General features: G+C 50.3%; 19 protein-coding genes. 10 read left to right on the forward strand and 9 right to left on the reverse strand.

The genetic code is table 11. The features are described from left to right. Positions 1-111 precede the first annotated feature (111 nt). The 3 genes from J2Y43_RS30820 (at position 112) to J2Y43_RS30830 (ending at position 3,066) form a co-directional block, all read left to right on the forward strand. Positions 112-1,452 carry a Gfo/Idh/MocA family oxidoreductase gene (locus tag J2Y43_RS30820; RefSeq protein ID WP_309991857.1) on the forward strand — a complete coding sequence of 447 codons (1,341 nt, stop codon included), beginning with the start codon at positions 112-114 and terminating at the stop codon, positions 1,450-1,452. Between the two features lie 19 nt (positions 1,453-1,471). Next, on the forward strand, positions 1,472-2,509 hold the full coding sequence (locus tag J2Y43_RS30825) for a PmoA family protein (RefSeq protein ID WP_309991860.1): 1,038 nt from the start codon (positions 1,472-1,474) through the stop codon (positions 2,507-2,509). Positions 2,510-2,586: 77 nt separating this feature from the next. Continuing rightward, positions 2,587-3,066, forward strand: a complete 480-nt coding sequence (locus tag J2Y43_RS30830) for a DUF6934 family protein (protein WP_309991862.1) — start codon at positions 2,587-2,589, stop codon at positions 3,064-3,066. 178 nt (positions 3,067-3,244) lie between these two features. Here J2Y43_RS30830 and J2Y43_RS30835 read toward each other — a convergent pair whose 3' ends face one another. After that, positions 3,245-3,688 (reverse strand): cupin domain-containing protein, encoded by a 444-nt coding sequence (locus tag J2Y43_RS30835; RefSeq protein ID WP_309991865.1) that lies wholly within the window; start codon positions 3,686-3,688, stop codon positions 3,245-3,247. Positions 3,689-3,894: 206 nt separating this feature from the next. Here J2Y43_RS30835 and J2Y43_RS30840 point away from each other — a divergent pair, with 206 nt between their 5' ends. The 3 genes from J2Y43_RS30840 to J2Y43_RS30850 are packed head-to-tail and all read left to right on the forward strand — an operon-like array spanning position 3,895 to position 6,521. After that, positions 3,895-4,308 (forward strand): Dabb family protein, encoded by a 414-nt coding sequence (locus J2Y43_RS30840; RefSeq protein ID WP_309991867.1) that lies wholly within the window; start codon positions 3,895-3,897, stop codon positions 4,306-4,308. 21 nt (positions 4,309-4,329) lie between these two features. Continuing rightward, entirely contained in the window at positions 4,330-4,716 is a 387-nt protein-coding gene (locus tag J2Y43_RS30845; RefSeq protein ID WP_309991869.1) for a helix-turn-helix domain-containing protein, read from the forward strand. A 56-nt stretch (positions 4,717-4,772) separates the two neighbouring features. Beyond that, on the forward strand, positions 4,773-6,521 hold the full coding sequence (locus J2Y43_RS30850) for a glycoside hydrolase family 9 protein (protein WP_309991871.1): 1,749 nt from the start codon (positions 4,773-4,775) through the stop codon (positions 6,519-6,521). A gap of 7 nt (positions 6,522-6,528) precedes the next feature. Here J2Y43_RS30850 and J2Y43_RS30855 read toward each other — a convergent pair whose 3' ends face one another. Next, positions 6,529-6,735 carry a hypothetical protein gene (locus J2Y43_RS30855; RefSeq protein WP_309991873.1) on the reverse strand — a complete coding sequence of 69 codons (207 nt, stop codon included), beginning with the start codon at positions 6,733-6,735 and terminating at the stop codon, positions 6,529-6,531. A 121-nt stretch (positions 6,736-6,856) separates the two neighbouring features. Between J2Y43_RS30855 and J2Y43_RS30860 the strand changes: the two genes are divergently transcribed. Further along, complete coding sequence (locus J2Y43_RS30860) at positions 6,857-8,215, forward strand: acyl-CoA dehydrogenase family protein (RefSeq protein ID WP_309991875.1); 1,359 nt, start codon at positions 6,857-6,859, stop codon at positions 8,213-8,215. A 23-nt stretch (positions 8,216-8,238) separates the two neighbouring features. On the opposite strand, the gene J2Y43_RS30865 is transcribed toward J2Y43_RS30860, so the two are convergent. Then, positions 8,239-9,621, reverse strand: coding sequence for a hypothetical protein (locus J2Y43_RS30865; protein ID WP_309991878.1), 1,383 nt, complete (start codon positions 9,619-9,621; stop codon positions 8,239-8,241). A 165-nt stretch (positions 9,622-9,786) separates the two neighbouring features. On the opposite strand from J2Y43_RS30865, the gene J2Y43_RS30870 reads away from it, so the two are divergent. Both J2Y43_RS30870 and J2Y43_RS30875 read left to right on the forward strand, forming a co-directional pair. Beyond that, complete coding sequence (locus tag J2Y43_RS30870; protein ID WP_309991881.1) at positions 9,787-10,152, forward strand: hypothetical protein; 366 nt, start codon at positions 9,787-9,789, stop codon at positions 10,150-10,152. 65 nt (positions 10,153-10,217) lie between these two features. Then, on the forward strand, positions 10,218-10,664 hold the full coding sequence (locus tag J2Y43_RS30875; protein ID WP_309991884.1) for a GNAT family N-acetyltransferase: 447 nt from the start codon (positions 10,218-10,220) through the stop codon (positions 10,662-10,664). A gap of 69 nt (positions 10,665-10,733) precedes the next feature. Here J2Y43_RS30875 and J2Y43_RS30880 read toward each other — a convergent pair whose 3' ends face one another. Next, positions 10,734-11,126: a hypothetical protein gene (locus tag J2Y43_RS30880; protein ID WP_106597959.1), complete on the reverse strand. Its 393-nt coding sequence runs from the start codon at positions 11,124-11,126 to the stop codon at positions 10,734-10,736. A gap of 118 nt (positions 11,127-11,244) precedes the next feature. Continuing rightward, positions 11,245-12,000: a lysophospholipid acyltransferase family protein gene (locus J2Y43_RS30885; protein WP_309991890.1), complete on the reverse strand. Its 756-nt coding sequence runs from the start codon at positions 11,998-12,000 to the stop codon at positions 11,245-11,247. 141 nt (positions 12,001-12,141) lie between these two features. Between J2Y43_RS30885 and J2Y43_RS30890 the strand changes: the two genes are divergently transcribed. Next, on the forward strand, positions 12,142-13,131 hold the full coding sequence (locus J2Y43_RS30890) for an acyl-ACP desaturase (RefSeq protein WP_309991893.1): 990 nt from the start codon (positions 12,142-12,144) through the stop codon (positions 13,129-13,131). 85 nt (positions 13,132-13,216) lie between these two features. On the opposite strand, the gene J2Y43_RS30895 is transcribed toward J2Y43_RS30890, so the two are convergent. The 4 genes from J2Y43_RS30895 to iolD form a co-directional block, all read right to left on the reverse strand. Beyond that, positions 13,217-15,208 (reverse strand): gliding motility-associated C-terminal domain-containing protein, encoded by a 1,992-nt coding sequence (locus J2Y43_RS30895; RefSeq protein WP_309991895.1) that lies wholly within the window; start codon positions 15,206-15,208, stop codon positions 13,217-13,219. 165 nt (positions 15,209-15,373) lie between these two features. Beyond that, positions 15,374-16,822, reverse strand: coding sequence for a S41 family peptidase (locus tag J2Y43_RS30900; protein ID WP_309991898.1), 1,449 nt, complete (start codon positions 16,820-16,822; stop codon positions 15,374-15,376). A 360-nt stretch (positions 16,823-17,182) separates the two neighbouring features. Beyond that, positions 17,183-18,085 carry a myo-inosose-2 dehydratase gene (gene iolE, locus J2Y43_RS30905; RefSeq protein WP_309991901.1) on the reverse strand — a complete coding sequence of 301 codons (903 nt, stop codon included), beginning with the start codon at positions 18,083-18,085 and terminating at the stop codon, positions 17,183-17,185. Between the two features lie 103 nt (positions 18,086-18,188). Next, the gene (gene iolD, locus J2Y43_RS30910) at positions 18,189-20,054 is read right to left on the reverse strand and encodes a 3D-(3,5/4)-trihydroxycyclohexane-1,2-dione acylhydrolase (decyclizing) (RefSeq protein WP_309991904.1); all 1,866 of its coding nucleotides are present in this window, start codon (positions 20,052-20,054) and stop codon (positions 18,189-18,191) included. Positions 20,055-20,061 lie beyond the last annotated feature (7 nt).

Genomic DNA, 20,061 nt, shown 5'->3' on the forward strand with positions numbered 1-20,061 from the left:
AAAAGGTAAAAAAATACAGTAGATAAACGGGCGTCCGACATTTACAAACGATTGCCCGCAAATCGGAGTCAAAGGCAGTCAAAAAGTCAAATTTTATTCAAATCCAATATCATGACCAGTAGAAGGGATTTTCTTAAAAATGCAGCCCTAGCTTCTGCGGGTGTCGCAGTAGGCACCAATGCTTTCAGTGCGGCCAGCTACCGCCGTATCGTGGGAGCGAATGATCGCGTAAGGGTAGGTATCATCGGTTTCTCGGACCGTTTCCGCAGCTCGCTGGCACCTTCTTTCTCGGATCACGCCAAGGAACTGAACTTTGAGTTTATGGGTGTTTCTGACCTTTGGAACCGCCGCCGCGACGAAGCGGAGGCATTCATGAAAGGGAAACCCTATGCCGCCAGCGAATTTGTAAAAGCACGCAATAACGAAGAGTTGCTTGCCCGTAAGGATGTGGACGCGGTGATCATCAGTACAGCAGATTTCCAGCACGCATTGCATTGTGCGGAAGCGGTAAAATCGGGCCGCGATGTGTATGTGGAGAAACCGTTTGCCGAAACCCTCGAAGATGCGAAAGTGGCTTTGAAAGCGGTGGAAGCTTCCAAACAAATCGTGCAGGTAGGCTCGCAGCGCCGCAGTGCTCCCAACTACTGGGCGGCTTATGAATATATCAAATCAGGTAAATTTGGCGACATTACTACGGTTGAAATGACCTGGAATGTGAACCAGCCGGGCCGTTGGAGACGCAAAGACCTCGTCGCACAAATCCGCAAAGAAGATACCGACTGGGACCGCTTCCTGATGAACCGTCCGAAAGTAGAATGGAACCCACGCTACTACCTTGAATTCCGTTTGTTCTACCCATATTCATCAGGTATTCCGGGACAATGGATGGCGCACCAAATCGATACCGTACACTGGTTCTCTGGCCTTGACGCGCCACGCAATGTGGTGGCTAACGGGGGGATTTACACTTGGAAGGACGGCCGTACCAATGTCGATACTTTCAGCGCGGCATTCGAATACGGCCCGTTCGATGATAAGAGCAAGGGCTTCCAGGTAATTTATTCTTCCCGCTTCAATAACGAGGCTGGCGGCGTGAAGGAGTACTACTATTCCAATGGCGGGATGATCAACCTCGACACGAATAAGATCACTTCCGAAGGCGGCTTGAAAGAAAAAGATGCGAAAGGAATGGGCATGCAGGCGAATTTGCTTCCCGAAATGTCGCTGAAAACCGGCGAGAAAATCGCGACAGATGCCAACACCGGCGCTGACCCGATGACTTCGCTCCACATGCGTAACTGGATGGAGTGTATCCGCAGCCGTAAGGAAACGAATGCACCTGCCCGCGTCGGTTTCAACCACTCGGTGGCCAATATTATGGCTACCCAGGCACTGCACACCGGCAAACGGGTGAACTGGGATCCGAAGAAAAAGGAAATCGTGCTTAGCTAACATTTTAAAAGATCGAACAGTGAATTTAAAACATACTGCTTTTGCACTGACCGCCGTAGCCTTTGCCGGAAGCGCATTCGCGCAGAAGGTGGATCTCGTACGGAACGATAAGGATAAAAAAGTGGAGGTGAAAATCGACGGGAAGCCGTTTACGGCCTACTATTATCCGGGCGAACAGAAGCTGAAAAAGGCTGTTCTATACCCGGTAATGACTGCGAAAGGCACGGTGATCACCCGTGGTTGGCCGCTGGATCCTCGTGCAGGCGAGCGCGTAGACCACCCGCACCATGTGGGTATCTGGCTCAACTATGAGGATGTGAATGGTAACGACTATTGGAACAACTCCGACGCCGTGAACCACGAAAAGCGCGCTTACGGGACCATTATCCATACCGGCATTACCTCTGTAAAAAGCGGTAAAGACAAAGGCGAGCTCACCGTCACCGCCGACTGGGTGGATAAGAACGGAACGCCGACTCTGAAAGAAGTGACCAAATACACTTTTAGCGGCAAAGGTGATACCCGCATTATCGACCGTAGCACTACGCTCACAGCGGTATTGCCGGAGGTAAATATGCCCGACGTAAAAGATGGTATGTTCGCGATCCGCGTAACACGCGAACTGGAATTGCCTTCCAACAAGCCTGAAATCTTCACCGACGCCAGCGGTATTGCTACCAAAGTGCCTGCATTGAACAATGAAGGCATTACCGGTAACTACCGTAACAGCAATGGCATAGAAGGCGAGACGGTTTGGGGCAAGCGTGCGATCTGGTGTAATCTCACAGGGAAGATCAAGGACGAGAACATCAGCGTAGCGATGATTGACCACCCCAAGAACGTCGGTTACCCTGCCTACTGGCACGCGAGAGGTTACGGATTGTTCGCCGTGAACCCGCTGGGTATGAAAGCGCTCAGCGATGGCAAGGAAACGCTCAATTTTAAATTGAAAAAAGGCGAATCAACAACCTTCCGGTACCGTCTGGTAATTGCTTCCGAGCATTTGAAAGATGCTACACTAAACGACCTCGCAGCCGCGTACGCGAAGACGGAATAGTTTGTATACTAGCAGATTGAAAGGGTAGCCAGCGACTTTTCGCTGGCTATTTTTTGTTACCCTTAAAGTCGCTTAGTATGGATTTGGAGCACTATGAAATTGAGAATTTAGATGAGCGCACCTTTCGATTTTTCAGCATCGGATCGAAAGGCAAATTTGAAATGCGGGTAAAGTTTTCCTACGTTTGGCAAAATACCTATAACCTTGGATTCGGGGTACTGGATCCGGTGACAGAAGCGCTGGATGACTTGATCGAACTCAAGAATGGCGATAGCCAAAAGATATTGGCAACCGTAGCCAATACAGTACTCCTCTTTCTGGAACAATTTCCCTTGGTACGCGTCTACGCAAGGGGAAGTACCAGATCGCGTACACGACTTTATCAAATGGGTATCAATAAGATTTTACCACTTTTGAACGACTATACGGTAACTGGATACAAGGTGAAAAGCGGTCGTTACGAACATGCCGATCGACATGGGCAATGGGGTGAGATTGAGCTGGGCGTTGAGTACGATGCGTTCTTGATTTATAAGGAACAAATGTATATCTTGTAATAGGCAAAAGGAGATAGCTATGTCGGTAATTGAAATCAATAAGATTAAAGTGAAGCGGGCTGCCGGGCCAATCGTCCGTCCGGTTAACGAGAACGAATTCTTCGAAAAAAAAGCTGAGGAGGCGAGGCGTTTTCTCGAACTAAACCCACCTCCCGATCACCTATTCAAAAAGAAATAGTCATTTCTCCATTGTCCCCGGCGAGTGCCAGCTGACAACATGGTAAGTCGCAGGCGTTTTGCCTACGTTGCGGACGGTGTGCATTTGATTGGAGGCCTGAAAAATGACCGAACCGGGGCCTACCTTCTTTTTCTCTCCATTCACAAGCGCCTCCACGGTGCCTTCCTTGATAATAATCACTTCTTCTTCCTGATGCTTGTGGGGCGCATGTGCGGCTTCACCGGGATTCAATGTGGTAACGTGGCATTCAAGTTCGTCGGTCGTAGCGGTCGTGGAGCGGAAAAAAGTCCTCACAGAGCCGATGGCAGTGCCTCTTACGGCGATATTGTTCCAGTCGAAAGCGGTTGATTCAAGAATGCTGCCTTTGGGTTGGGCGATAATGCAAGTCAAGGTACAACAAACAGAGAGGGTAGCGACGGTAAGGTCTCGTTTAGTGATTTTCATAATAGGGGGTATATTGAGTAGTTTTAGTAGAAAGACTTCTATCCGGCATGTTTACCTTGAATATTATGTCAAAATAATTTTAATTTTTATTGATATAGTCTTAAAACAGATGTGTGCATGCCCCGGTGTTTTGATAATGGGTAAATAAGCATTATCCTTGAAGCCTGAACGCGGAAAACTCTCGGCGTTCGTTTTGCGCTCAATTCATGGAAGATCAATCAAGAAGGAAGTTTCTGCAAAATGCGGGAATGGCTTCACTCGCCTCTGTTGCCCCTGTCATCGCCGAGCCGGAAAGGACCAGGGAGTTATTCGTTCATCATGTTTTCTTTTACCTCAAAGAGCCCAACAATGCCCAGCACGAGGCGCAGCTTCTGGAAGGATTGCATAAGCTGGCCAAGGTTCCGACGATCCAGTATGTGCATATAGGAAAGCCGGCGGTTACGAATCGCTCGGTGATCGTGAAGGATTATACGATTTCCTGGATGTGTTTTTTTAAGAATATCATTGAAGAAGAGATATACCAGACCCACCCCATCCACCTCGATTTTATCGAACATTATGGTCATTTGTGGGAAAAAGTAGTGGTCTACGATTCTGTGGGGCCGAAGAAGGTGGATTAAATGCTTCGAAGGAGTAATGCTATGAAAGAGAATTTCAAGGAAAATCACCCCGAATGCCGGGAAATGATCCTGCCGGTACGGGACGCGCTCGATGTGATCAGCGGAAAATGGAAGATTTCGATCCTTATTGCCATGTCCCTGGGCAGCAAGAGGTTCATGGAATTGCAGAATGCCATACCGAATATTACCCCGCGTATGCTATCGAAAGAGCTCAAAGAGCTGGAAATGAACCTGCTGGTAGAGCGAAAGGTGTACGACTCCTTCCCGCCCGTAATCGAGTATGAGCGCACTGCACATGCCCGCACGCTCGAACCGCTGATCGAGGAGCTTCGCAAATGGGGAGAATACCATCGGCTGGTGATCACAGGTACCAATATCGAACACCCCGTAAAAGAATTACAGGATTGAGGTAAAGTTGCCCATCGGGAGACTTTGTGATCTTGAAATAAATCTGTTTAAGTATAATGAAGTTACTCCCTCGTTTAGCGGCTTTGCTGGCTGCTGTTAGCTTGTATTTCTCGCCTGCGTGCGCGCAGCAACATTCGGATGCGATCCGGCTGAACCAGGTCGGATTTTACCCGGCTGCACCGAAGGTAGCGGTTATTGTAACAGAGACGGGCGGTGCATTTGAAATGAAGGAGGCTAAGTCGGGGAAAACAGTTTTAAAAGGTGCGCTCGGGGATGCCCGGACGAGCCAGCATTCGGGGAAGCACACGCGTCTGGCGGATTTCAGCGCGGTACGAAAGCCGGGAACCTATGTGATTGAAATAGCAGGATTGGGAAAATCGGCCGCATTCGCTATTGGCGGCCGCGTCCATCGAAATGTCGCTGAGGCTGCATTGAAAGGATTCTATTACCAGCGTGCTTCAATTGATCTCCCCGAAAAATATGCAGGCAAGTGGGCGCGTCCTGCGGGGCACCCCGATGAGCACGTACTCATTCACGCATCGGCGGTTTCAGACGGGCGGCCAGAGAATACTGTAATTTCTTCGCCGAGAGGTTGGTATGATGCCGGGGATTACAACAAATATATCGTCAATTCCGGCATTACAATGGGAACACTGCTCTCGTTGTACGAAGATTATCCGCTCTATTTTGAAGATTTCAATACCAACATTCCTGAGAGTAATAACGGTGTGCCCGATTTGCTGGACGAGGTTGTCTGGAACCTGCGGTGGATGCTTACCATGCAGGACCCCGCCGATGGCGGTGTGTACCACAAGCTTACCAACCCGCGTTTTGATGGGACGATTATGCCGGATGCCGCGAAAAATCCACGCTATGTGGTGCAAAAAGGCACCGCGGCAACGCTCGATTTGGTAGCGGTGATGGCACAAGCTTCGCGGATATTCAAAAACTTTGACAACAAATTTCCAGGCCTGGCCGACTCGTGTGCGACGGCGGCTGTGAAAGGCTGGCAATGGGCGCAAAAGCATCCTGAGGTGATATACAACCAGGGTGCGATGAACAAGGAATTTGATCCCGACGTAGCCACAGGTGCTTACGGCGACCGCTCTGTGAAGGACGAGTGGATTTGGGCCGCGTGCGAAATGTATGCCACCACAGGTAAACCGGAGTACATCCAAAACATTGATCTGGAATTGCAGCAACCCATGGCTTTGCCTACTTGGAGCCAGGTGAAAACTCTGGGGTACTACACATTGCTCCGTTCGGCCCAGACCCTGAAATTACCTGTCGGACAGTCCGAGGCGTTGCGGAAAAACATCCTGAGTTATGCGGGCAACCTCGTGACCGACCTGGAAACCCAACCATTCCATACCGTAATGGGCAAAACTGCGCAGGACTACGCCTGGGGAAGCAGTTCGGTGGCGGCCAACCAGGGCATCGCATTGCTATATGCCTACCGGCTGTCAAATGACAAGAAATACCTGCACGCAGCGTTGGATAACCTCGACTACCTGCTCGGCCGCAATGCAACCGGCTATTGTTTCCTGACGGGCTTTGGCTCAAAGCGTGTCATGCACCCGCATCACCGCCTTTCGATGGCGGATGGAGTCGCGGACCCGGTGCCGGGTTTGCTTTCCGGCGGACCTAATCCAGGGCAACAGGATAAATGCGCCGGTTACCCGAACAAATTTGCGGACGAGTCGTTCACCGATAGCGATTGTTCATACGCTTCCAATGAGATTGCCATCAACTGGAATGCACCCATGGTTTACCTCGCCACCGCATTGGAAGCAACAATGAAATAAGCCGGGTTCAGCCCTTCTTGCCCTTTACCGGAACCGTTTCTGGCGTTTCATTATAACCCTTTTTTTGGGTCATATTCACCTTCTCCGATTTCCGGATGGATTCCTGTTTGAGGAGTCCCGAAGGTTTCAGGCTATCGTCCCTTTGTTTCGACTTGCCTTTTGGGCCGCCCTGGCTAGGCGAGCCGCCTTCTACATTGTTGGTTTGCGTTTTCATGGTTTTCAGGTTTTGCTTGATCCTTGCAAATTCCGTTCCTGCTGGCGTTACTTTTTTAATGCTTTGCAGTAGAACGGCCTGCGGGGCCGACTCTTTATCACATCACAATCCAACAAACCAGATGAACCTTTTCAAATCGATTTCTCAGATACGTGATCTCCTCAAATCCATCGATATCGAAGCCGTTGCGAAGCTCTCACGCAAAGTAGACCTTAACCAGTTAATGGGAGCCGTTTCCAAAATGAGTGAAGAGGACCTGGGTAAAATGCTGAAATTCATGCAAGCCGGTGCAGGTAAAAAGAAAGAGCCGCCCATCGTGAATGGCGATTTTTATGAGCTCGGCGCTACGCTCAATCCCGAGGAACGTGAGATCCAGCTCAAAGTGCGGGAATTTATGGAAACGGAAATCCGGCCGATTGCTAACTACTATTGGAACAATGCGCAGTTTCCCATGCACGTCATACCGCTGATGGCCAAGCTGAATATCTGCGGCCTTACTTACCACGGCTATGGTTGTGCCGGACGGTCGGCGTTGCTGGAAGGGTTTATCGCGATGGAAATGGCCCGCGTCGATTCGTCCATTTCGACGTTCTTCGGCGTGCATAGCGGCCTGGCGATGGGTTCGATTTACCTGTGCGGCTCGGAGGAGCAGAAACAGCAATGGCTGCCCGTCATGCAGCGTATGGAGCTGATCGGCGCTTTCGGGCTTACCGAGCCTGAGGTAGGTTCCGGTGCCGCGGGCGGGCTCACCACCACCTGCAAGCGGGAAGGTGATGAATGGGTTATTAATGGGCAGAAGAAGTGGATCGGTAATGCCACTTTCTCCGACATTACGATTATCTGGGCGCGTAATGTGGACGATAATCAGGTGAAAGGGTTTATCGTACGCAAAGGAAATCCCGGTTTCAAAGCCGAGAAAATGGAGGACAAAATGGCCCTGCGTACCGTGCAGAATGCATTGATTACTTTGACTGACTGCCGTGTGCCGGAAGCCGATCGGCTTCAAAACGCGAACTCATTCAAAGACACTGCCAATGTCCTGCGTATGACCCGTGCAGGAGTAGCGTGGCAAGCGGTTGGCTGCGGGCGTGGTGCGTACGAGCTGGCTTTGAAATACACCATGGAAAGAAAGCAGTTCGGGCGGCCGATAGCCGGTTTTCAGTTGGTACAAGACCTCCTGGTAACAATGCTTGGCGACCTCACGGCCATGCAGACGATGGTTTACAGGCTGTCCCAATTGCAGGATGCGGGCGATCTCGCCGACGAGCACGCGTCGCTCGCGAAGGTATTCTGTACGTTGCGTATGCGCTCCATCGTGGACCATGCGCGTGAGCTGTTCGGGGGCAACGGCATATTGCTCGAATACGACATTGCCCGCTTCGTGGCCGATGCCGAAGCCATTTATTCTTACGAAGGGACTAAAGAAATCAACTCGCTGATTGTCGGCAGGGCAATTACAGGGGAGAGTGCGTTTGTATAGTGTGAAAACAGGTACATGGGCCGCTATAATGTGCCTGTTTTCATTTTGTTAAGGCGTATTTCAAAAGATTCGTAGGCCATACCGGAAACCTTCTGCGCTTCTACCGCTTTGGTTTGCCATTCGATGGCGTCTTCTTTTCTGCCCAGTTTATAAAGTATGTGTGCATAGGTATCAATAAAGTTCGGGTCACCCAGCCGATACGGGGTGGCAGCATTTGATCTTTTGGCGTTGGATAAGTCCATTGATTTTTTTGACCAGGTCAATGCTTTTTCAAGCAATTCCTTATCACGCGTCAGCTCATAGAAATGATAGGCGTGTTCATTGAGTTCCAGATAAATGAACTGGGAGGGCGGCGCTATCGCCATGGACATTACAGTCATACCGGGCTCCCGCTTGCCGCGCTTAGACGTAAAAGATGCTTGCTGCGCCTTAAAGGCCGCGTCGTCCATGGCATTGAGCGAATCGACCGTGAGCGGCAAGTACTTGTTTTCAATCAATTTTGCGGCGTTTTCAAAATATCGTTGCGTATCGGCGATCCGGTAGTAGTATTTAACCATCCATTTCATCGAATCGATTTCGCCTTGCCACCGATTCTTACCCTGGGATTCCCTGGCAAATGCTGCGATTTGCTTTGCCATTTTATCGTCCCGCTTATGCACCGCTATACGGAATGAATTTTGAATGATTCCATCATTCATTGCCTTGCGGTCGTCGGGTTTGGCTGAATTGAATATACTGTCGGTTATCGATTTTGGTGTTTTGCTTTTGATGGTCTGATAGGCCAGGCTATTTACCGCGGGGAAAAATTCAAATATCCCTTTGACAATCTGAAAATTGCCAAGCGAATCGGGACTGAGTGAGGCAACATATTCGTCGAGAAGGTCATCGATTGCCATAGACGATTCCTGTTTCTTAACCATATATTCCCTCATGAAAGCGGATGTACGCACACCTGCTTTGTACTCTCTTTCGTAGTCGGGCAATTGCTTTTTCCCTTTGCGATCGAGTGCCAGTTCCGCACCGTTTAAATAAGTATAGGAATCGCCGGTAGAGCCATTGTTTACATGCAGGATATTTCCATCGGAATCTACATAGAGCGACATCAGCGAACTCATTATCCGGAACTTCTGTGCCAGATTTTGACCGTTAAAGGTGCCTACATTGCAGCGAATGGAAATGAATTCTTCGTCGAAGGTCTTTTTAAGGATAGGGCTGCTAAAACCCATGGAAGCTACCTCGTTACACTGGACGCATTCACTGTTTTCGAAATGGATAAAAATAAGCTTATCCTGTTCTTTCGCTTGCTTGGAGAGTTGTCTCCAGGGTGTATTGGTATCGATGAAAGTAATTTGAGCGCGACATTGAAAAGAGATTATCAGCGCAAATACCAGTATAATTTGTCTCATTGACAACCGGATTGAAGTGTTTTTCAAATGTAATTTAAATTTTGTAACCGTATGTTAAAATAATATAAATGTTGCATCAGCTATACGCATAGAAGACGCAAGCTTTTACAACTGTTTTTGCAAATAGCGTGTCTCATTTTCAAATTAATACTCCATTCCCGACTCATGAAAAAACTTCTCCTTTCTCTTTTTCTGGTATTTGCATTTTCGTGCAAAGAAAAGACAGTCTCGTCGACCCTCGAAGTTTGCGGTGTAAAGGATCCGGTTCGCAATCTTCCCTGGCTGAAAGCGAAGATCGACTCGTTGAAGACGGAAAAACAGGATCATATGCTCACGGTGACGGTCGGGGAGTACAAAGGCGAAATCATTTTTGATTACACCATGCTTTATATGTCTTGCAACATTTGCACGGTGTTTCGCTGCGACGGCTCTCGCGTCGACCTTTCGAAACTGACACAAGAAGAAATGCAGGAATTTATGAAAACGGTCCGGGGAGATACACGAGGTCCTGTAATCTGGCCGCAGAAGTAGCCCGTAATCTTGCCTTTCGGTAGCGCAGGGTGTAATTTGTGGCGCTCAACTCAACCCGTTACCAAATGCATGCACCCATTACCATCCGTCGCGCATCTGCTGCCGACCGCGAGCTCATTTATCATATGATATGCAGCCTCGAAAATACGATTCTCGACCGGACGGGATTCGACGCGGCTTTTGATCGCAACGTTGCAAACCCGAACATTAGTTACTTCCTCGCCGAATTGGACGGGAAGCCCGTTGGAATGGTAAGCTGCCACATTCAGCCGCTCTTGCATCACGCTGCGCTGGTTTCGGAGATCCAGGAAATGTATGTCGAACCGGAATATCGTTCGCAACAGGTGGGAAAAGCATTGATGGAGCACGTCACTGCATTTGCAAAAGGAGAGGGGGCCGTTCAAATGGAAGTCACTTCACGTGCCACGCGGGAGCAGGCGCACAGGTTCTACCAGCGCGAGGGGTTCGAAAAGTCGCATGTAAAGCTGGTCAGATATTTCAACAACGAATAAAAAAGCACCGGGCCAACGTCCCGGTGCTTTTTGCATTACCCTAAACCTTCAACTATAACCTTTAAAATCTTAGTATCTGTCTCTGTGGCGACCATCGCGGGACCAACGGTCTCGGTCGCGGCTCAGGCGGCGGGTATCCGACATCAGCTCGTGCAGGTCGTTGCGGAGAATTCTTTCCTCACGGTTCGATAAGCGGCCGTGGCGGGCAAAGTGGCGTTCCTTGTCTTCGATGTTTTCGTAGCGGTTCATGAGCATGTTCGCCTCACGGGAAGTGAGGGTTCCCCATTGCACACCGTTGGCTATATTTTGTCGTGCTTCTCTTTGAAGTCTGTTGATGTCAGACATTCTTTCACGGCTGTAACCGTCGCGGTAGCCGTCACGATCGTAACGGGGACCATATTGGGCGGAAGCATTGGTGAATCCTAATGCGAGAACCACTGCGGCAAAAAGTATCTTTTTCATAACCCAAAAGTTTTAATGTTTGTGGGTTAGAGGGCTACCGGCCGCAGAGGTTTAAAAGGGGATTGTTAACGATTGTTAAGCCTATATAAGGCCTTGAATGCCAATGGGGAATAAGAGATCAGGATCTGACGGCAACCGATTCTGGCTGGATTACCTTCCTGATTTCTTCCTGGGTCTGCGCCAGTACTTCTTCCACTTTCCTTCCGGCAGGTTCAATGCCGGGGAGCACTGTGAAACTTAATTTGCAGAATGATTTCAGGGGGAAAATGCCTTTTGGATTCATTGCGCCTGTGCCGTCGATCGCAACAGGAACGATGAGCGCGTCCGGAGCGCGTTTGAGCAAAGTCGCTACTCCGCCCGATTGGAACTGTTTCATGTCACCGCTGGCGGTGCGGGTTCCTTCGGGGAAAATAATCGCCGAAGCCTTTTCATCATGGATCAGCTTGCCGAGACGCGCGATTTCGGTAATGGCTTGCTTGCCGTCTTTGCGGTTGATCAGCGCCGCGCCGCTCTTGCGCAGGTTATAGGAAATGCTCGGAACGCCCTTTGCAAGCTCAATTTTGGAAACGAATCGCGGGCTGTATTTCCGCATATACCAATAAATGGGGGAGATGTCGTAGCTGCTCTGGTGGTTGGCTACGAATATAAGCGGCCGGTCGTTGGGCAGCTGGACAAGGTTTTTGAGCTTGATACTCGCACCGGTCAGATAGAGGCCGAATGTGAGGGAAAAATTAAGCCAGTCGACCGACACTTTGTGCGCCTTTTTGCCGAAGACGTTGAATGCGATGACCTGTATAACGTGAAAGACTAATAGGGTAATGCCGAAATGGATCAGGTAGAGGGCACTCAGAACGTAATCGAGGATTTTTTTCATTCTTATTTTTTTTGCAAAAATAGTCTAAATCTGTTTTGGTTACTCCAAATTCTAAAACGCGAAATGACAATTGTCATTCAAAACTTACGTATAATTCACGTTATTTGTAAAATAGTCAATAGTGTTTAAATCGAAATACCAATGGATATTACGCTTTCAGCTGAAAGGCTTGAAGTAATGAAACATATAGGCAAAGACCTCGACGGGCTGATTGGAGAATACCTGAAACCGATCGAGGAAAACTGGCAACCAGCTGATTTTCTGCCTGATGCCACCCGGGAGAATTTTTTGCATGAAGTGAAGCTTTTGCAGGAAAGCTGTCGTGATCTGCCTTATGACTACATTGCCGTGCTGATCGGGGATACGATTACGGAAGAGGCGCTGCCTACTTACGAATCCTGGCTGGTGGACGTGATCGGCGTCAACCAGGTCGATGAGCCGGAATCCGGCTGGGTGAAATGGGTACGTGCCTGGACGGCCGAGGAGAACCGTCACGGCGACTTGCTCAACAAGTACCTCTACCTCTCGGGCCGCGTGAATATGCGTGCGATGGAGGTTTCTACACAGTACCTGATCGCCGATGGTTTCGATATCGGCACCGACCGTGACCCTTACCGGAACTTCATTTATACTTCATTCCAGGAGCTGGCTACCAACGTTTCGCACCGTCGCACGGCCACGCTCGCGAAGAAATTCGGGAATCCGCATTTATCGAAAATATGTGGTGTGATCGCTTCCGACGAAATGCGGCACGCGAAGGCATACAAAACGTTCGTAACCCGGATTCTGGAAGTAGACCCATCGGAGCTGATGCTGGCTTTGGAAGATATGATGAGGAAGAAGATCGTGATGCCGGCGCATTTTATGCGGGAAACCGGTGTGAAAATGGGCGAGACTTTCTCCCACTTCTCCGACGCCGCACAACGCCTGGGCGTATACACAACGCTGGATTACATTGATATTCTGGAAGACTTGCTGAAAGAATGGAATATCGGCTCCGTGCGCGACATGAATGAGAAAGCGGAAAAAGCGAGAGACTATCTGATGGCCCTTCCCGCGCGCCTCAGAAGAATCGCCGACCGTACCCGCATTCCGGATCTGGAATATGAGTTTAGCTGGATAAGCCGGTGAAAAATTACATCGGCTTTCGGCTGTCAGCTATCGATGTTGTGATCACCACTGCGATAGCCGACTGCCGAAAGCCGATGGCTGAAAATTATTGCAACAACATCACCGCTCCCTTCTTGCTGATGACCTTTCCTTTGGTTGATACTCCCTCGATTTCCCACACATAGTTGCCCGAAACGGCTGTACTGCCGTTGAAAGAGCCGTCCCAGCCGGTGTTGAGCTGGTTGGTGAAAAAAACTACCTGTCCCCAGCGATTGAAAATGCGGAAGTAACGGATCGATTCGATGTCGTTCACGACCGGTACCAATACTTCGTTCCTGCCGTCGCGATTGGGGGAGAATGCGGTGGGAATGATAATGCTCTCCTGCCGTGTAATGGACAGGTTCACCTGGCCGGTGCCTTTGCAGCCCGTCTCCGATACGACATCTACCGTATAAGACTGATTTTCGCGCAAAACAGCCACCGGGCTCTGAATATTAGCGTTGTTCAGGCCGATTGCCGGCGTCCAGAGAAACGTGGCCGCGGCGTAATTGCGGATCTGGGGCGAAGTAGCATTGAGCTGAAAAGGGACATTATATTCGATCAGGGCGTCGGGCGTAACATTCACTTCGATTTTAGGGGATACCGTGACGAGCACCGTGTCCGTTTGGGTGCAAAACCCCTTGGTGGCAGTAATAACATATTCCGTAGTAGTTTCCGGATTAGCCACTGGCTCCAACACGCTGGCATTATCCAGTCCGTTTTGCGGGACCCACGAAAACGCCTGGCCATTGCTGGTAGTAGCAAGCGCGACAGATTGCCCCGTGCAAAGGGTGGTATCCGGCATGGTGCTGAGGATAATATCGCTGGTAAATGTCACATTAGCATCCTGCCCGGTGGTGCAGCCGTTATCGTCCTTAACAAACACCCTGTAACGACCTGCCGGCACCTGAAATGTGTTGGACGCGAGGAAATTGACAGAGTCGATAGAGTAGTGGTAGGGCGAACTACCGTCCGCGGCCGTAAGCTTAATAGTACCATCGGTGCCGGTATCGCAGCTGCCCGACGCCACTTCGGCTGTGAGCGTCGGCTTTCCGATGACAATCTGCTTGCCGTTTTCGAGGGTGTTGCCGCAAGCCTGGCTAGTGACGGCAAGTGTAACATATTTTGGACCACCGGTTGGCCATTTCAATACGTAGGGGCCCATTCCGGAGCCCGAGATAACCTGGGCACCGTCCCAACCCCATTTGAAATCATAGCCCGTGCCGGGTGCCGGAATAGGTCCGGTGTATTTTACCTCGACGTTTTTTGAAGGGTCGCAATCCGGACTGGAAGTGATGGAAAAATCCGCATACGAATTGATGTTGGCCTCAAAGCAGATTTCCGCAGCGGATTTATTCACCGCTGCTTGCGGAAAATACTCCCGCCGAAAAGACAGGTAAGCAATATTCGCTTCTCCTGATTCACAGGAAACTACATTATCATCGCGAAAAACGTAAATCGGCACCCCGGCTCTACCGACGTAGTTTTTATCGGCGTCGATGAAGCTGGTAAAGAGGTTGTTACCGACATAGATATCCATTCTTCCCGTGGCGCCGTCGCGCGTGAAAGTCAGCAGGTAGTAAGTAGCGGAATCAAAATAAGGGCACTCTCCGATAGTGCCGTTCGGAGATAATTCCAGGCAATGGCTGTTACTTCCGGGAGTTGTTTTGAAATAAATACCTTCATCGCGGGTGCCGTTCGAAAAATCGATGATCCTAGCCCTGGTTTGGCCCCAGTCGGTCACTTTCAGGTAAAGCTGAATGGTGTAGGATTCGGAAACGAGCCCGTCGGGATTAGGGTACATTAGTCCCCAGTTCATATTAGTATGATAGACAGCCCGCCGCTCGCCGCAAGGGAGCACTTCCGAAACAGACCTGCCTCCCGAAGTTCCGGCATTGCATGAGCCACCCGATTTCATCTGCACAAGGTTCGGGCCACACTCCGGCTGCGCCACAGTGAATTCGTTTCTAAAACGATAGGTTTGTTTGCCGGTCTGCGCCTGAGCAAAAGGAAGGAAAGAGCAGAAAAAGAAGAGGATATATAAAGCGCTCGCCTTCATATCGTTGCCTGCATACCGAACGTGAGTAAAAACTGGGATTCAAAATTACGGTAAATACAACTAAAACGATGCCAGTTCGCCGCTTTTTTGATGGAACGGGCACAAAACGGACCGGGCCCGCAAGTGCAGGCCCGGTCGAGTGAACAATATGTATGTGAGAGTTTACTATGGGATTGCTCTTACGTTTCCGCGGCGGATCATGAGATTGTCCTTCGTTTTGAGGTCGTCATGAAGCATTTTGCGGAAGCTGTCGACGCTCTTCGTGGCTGCAAGGCGTTGCCCTTCCGGAGCCGGAATCCCCATAATGTCGAGTGCTTTGCGGAGCAGCGTTTCCTTTTCATCGCCGAAAGGCAGATAGGGCACGGTAGAATCTTCTACTTCGTAATCCGGCGTCATACCATTCACTGTGCCGTAGTCCGACTCGCCGTTGGCATTGGTGGTTTGGCCGAGCATGATGTACGCGCCCCATTTCCATCGCTCCTGGTCATCGCTGATCAGCGAGCCGAACAGGTTTTTGCCGGCAGTATGTTCACCGATCTTGATCACGCTCATGTAGGGTTTCAAGCCATTGATAACCAGTTCGCTGGCTGAGGCAGTGCCATTGGACGTCAGCACAAATACGCGGTTCAATGTGCTGCCGATATTGTTCGCTTCATTCAGGAACGAATAGTTGAGTGCATCGGCTCCTTGGGTTTTTTGCCAGTAAGCAGTGTATTTATCGTTCCATTGCTCCTTATAGAAGATTTTAGAGTTGGAAACACCAGTTCCGATGAGGGATGCGAGCGTTTCTGCCGAACTGATATACCCTCCCGGATTGAACCGCAAGTCAAGTACCAGTTCATTGACGCCCTTACTCTTGAAATCCGCGAATACCTGGCGCAGCTCATTGTCGTACTTCGAGGCATCTGTTTCAGTACCCGGTACGAATTGTGTGTAAACCAGATAGCCGATCGTTTTGCCATAGGTTGGTTTTGAAATAACCGTCGAAAACAGAACGGGATCTTCGCTTACCTGAGCCTTGGTCATGGTGATGGTCTGGCTGCTTACCACAATATTGGAACCCGATACTTCCCCCAATGTAAAAGTAGCCGTTTCGTTGCTGCTCATGAGCGCCGTGTAGTTGCTGGAAGTAAGCTGCGTGCCATTCACTTTCATGAGAATATCGCCGCGTTTCAAGCCTGCCGTTTCGGCCGGGCTGCCTTTTACCACGTAATTCAGGAAGGCAGCAATGTTGGACTTCCCGTTATCGATGTAAGACAATGAATAGCTGATCCCGAAAATTTTGCTGATGCCGTTGAACTCGTCCTGCAAGGCATCGATATCGTCGGTAACCATCGAGAACCGATCGACGGTTGTCCGTTGATAGACCAGTTTTTCAAAGTAGTCGTGAGGATCAATAGTGTTATCGAGCGTGCTTTCGGCCGGTAGGTTTTTATACCAGAAATAGGCGTCGTCCATCACATCGTAAAGCCAGCTGTTTATTTCGGGATAATCCGCCGCCGTGGTAGAATCGACTTTTGCGACGGCCGGGTCGACATCCTTGTCTTGACAACCCACCACCGCCAACGCAAATATCAGGACATAGAGAAGATGTAATTGTTTGAAATTTAACATAGTGTTCAGTTTAAAGTAATGCGTAAACTGATTCCATAGGCCGCAATGCAATGTAGGTTAATCGGTAATATACTGCTGTTACGTAGTGTGAGGGGGAAATGTGGCGGTGGGAGATGCTATTTTTATTCAAAAAACGGAGTAACTGCCCCGGGAGAGGCATCCTGTTTATAGAACTACCATTCATAAAACGTCAACCGGCTCCTGAGGAGCCTCCTAAGTTATCAGGAGGCCCCTCCGGAGCCGGTTAAATGGGTGCGTATTATACTATAAACAGGTGGGTCTGCTGGGCCTGTTCCCGCAATTGTTGCTTGTTAAATGCCGCGGACCTTGAATAATGTCGACGCTTGAACTACTGAAATCTTAAATCCCAGTTAACCCCCTGAAAAAATTCCTTGCGATCATAGCGTATTCGAGCGGGTTTGCTTTGGCGGGGTCTTGTTCGGCTTCGAGGACGATCCAGCCGGCATAGTCACTTTTTTTGATGATTTCGAAAAGCGATGGGAAATCAATGCAACCTTCGGGATCGCCCGGAACGGTGAAAACGCCGTTCTTAACGGCCGCCAGAAAGCTCAGGCGCTCGTCATGTACGCGTTGCAACACGTTCGGGCGTACGTCTTTCAGGTGTATGTGCGCCGTGCGGCCGATGTATTTGTTCAACGCGGCTACCGGATCTTCGCCCGCAAAATGGAAATGCCCGCAGTCGTAGTTCAGGAACACGTAGTCGGGATTGGTTTCGTTTAGCAGCCGGTCGGTTTCTTCCATAGTTTGAATGCAGGTACCCATATGGTGGTGAAACGCGAGTTTCATGCCGCGGTCGCGGGCGATTTTGCCGAGTTCATCCAGGCCGTAGGTAAAGCTGTCCCAGTCCTCACGGGTGTTCAGCATTCCTTTACCTTCGAATACCGGAACATCCATCTGGCCCTGGCAGCTGTTGCCGGTTTCGCCGCCGCCGATCACCTTCGCCCCCATTATTTCCAGGAAATCGAGCAGTTTCGTGAAGTTTTCGCGGTTTTCAGCGAAAGATTTCGTCGTCAGCTCGTAGCTATTCCATTGGTTACAGATCTGTAAGCCGCGGAGCCCCAGTGCCTTTTTCAGCACATTGGTATCGCGGGGAAATTTGTTGCCCACCTCGCAGCCAGTAAATCCGGCCAGCGCCATTTCGCTCACACATTGCTCAAATGTATTCTCGCCGCCGAGCTCCGGCATATCGTCGTTGGTCCAGTTGATCGGAGCAACGCCCAGTTTGATGTTTTCGAAGTTCATAATTAGGGGAGTAAAGGGAAGAAAGGGAGGATGGAGGAAGGGGAGGGGGAATGGAAGGAAGACAAATTCCCTTTCCTTCCTTCCTCCCTTTCCTCCTTTCTCCCTATAAAAAGATTCGTTGTGTTTTTTTGTTCTCGCGATAAGTTTCAAATGCCTTTTGCACCGACGCCGACGTCGATACTTCGGCCACAGGCACTTCCCACCATGCGTGGTAGCCCTTCACGGTGCGGTAGAGGCTCGTTTCGATATAAATGACGGTCGTCCGGTCGGCGGTTTTGGCTTGTGCCAATGCGTTTTCCAGAGACTGCCTGTCGGTAGCGCGGATGACGTTGGCGCCGAGGCTTTCTGCATTTTTGGCAAGATCCACGGGCAAAAAACCGCCCGACAGCTGGCCGGTTTCATTTTCGCGGTATTTGTACATGGTTCCAAAGCGCTCGCTGCCGATGCTTTCTGATAAGCCGCCGATACTCGCGTACCCATTGTTATTCAAAAGCAAAATCGTGAAGCGTACACCTTCCTGAATGGCCGTTACGATCTCGTGGTTATTCATCAGGTAACCGCCGTCACCACAGAGCACGTACACTTCGCGGGTAGGATCAGCCATTTTAGCGCCCAGCCCGGCAGCGATCTCGTAACCCATGCAGGAGAAACCGTATTCGAGGTGGAAGTTCTTAGGGTCGGTGGCGCGCCAGAGTTTGTGCAAATCGCCCGGAGCGCTGCCCGATGCGTTGATCATCACATCGCGATCGTCCATGAAGCTGTTCAAGGTGCCTATCACCACCGCCTGATCGATTGGCGGAACGGTGCCGTTGCCATCAGCGTAGATTTGCGTTACTTCATCATCCCACGCCTTGTTGATATCAGCCATGTGCTGACGATAATCCGCCGCGACTTCATGGTCACCTAAAAGTCCCGAGAGCTCTTCCAAGACAGCCTTCGCATCGCCGATCACCGGTAATGCAGCATGTTTGAAAGCGTCAAACTCGCTGATATTGATATTGATAAAACGGACATCCGGATTCTTGAAGATCGACTTCGAAGCCGTCGTAAAATCGCTGTAACGCGTACCGATACCGATGACGAGGTCGGCCTGATTGGCCACATCGATGGCATATTTGGTGCCGGTAGCGCCCAGGCCACCAATGCTATACGGTGCATCGTAGCGCACCGCACCTTTTCCGGCGAAAGTCTCGCCGACAGGAATGCCGGTTTTGGAAGCAAATTGGTGAAGTGTTTCAGCTGCGCCGCTGTAAATAACCCCGCCGCCTGCCACAATCACCGGTTTTCGAGCGGATTTGATCCATTCAGCAGCCTTTTGCAAAGTTACCAGGTCAGGACGCGGCCGGCCGACGTGCCATACGCGTTTTTGAAATAGAGATTCAGGAAAATCGTAAGCGTGAGTCTGGACATCCTGCGGCATGGAGAGCGTCACCGCACCCATTTCGGCCTGTGAGGTAAGTACACGCATTACTTCGGGCAGGGAGTAAATAAGCTGCTCCGGGCGGTTAATGCGGTCCCAGTACTTGGACACCGGTTTGAAACAATCATTTACGGAAATATCCTGCGTAGCCGCGCTTTCGAGTTGCTGCAAAACCGGGTTAGGCTCGCGGGTAGCGAAAATATCGCCTGGGAGGAGCAGTACGGGCAACCGGTTAATGGTCGCCAATGCAGCGCCGGTGATCATATTGGTAGCGCCGGGGCCAATGGACGTCGTACAAACGAATGCGCCCAGCCGGTTCTTCACCTTCGCATAAGCAACCGCGGTATGGACCATCGATTGCTCGTTACGGCATTGGTAGTAACGGAAATCCGGGTTTTCCTGCAATGCCTGGCCCAGTCCGGCCACATTACCATGCCCGAAAATACCGAAACAGCCGCCGAAATAGGGCTCTTCAATGCCGTCGCGTTCGATGTACTGGTTTTTGAGAAACATGATGGTAGCCTGCGCCACCGTGAGTCGTTTGGTCATGTCTTTG

This window comes from Dyadobacter sp. BE31 (assembly GCF_031457695.1).
Classification (GTDB): domain Bacteria; phylum Bacteroidota; class Bacteroidia; order Cytophagales; family Spirosomataceae; genus Dyadobacter.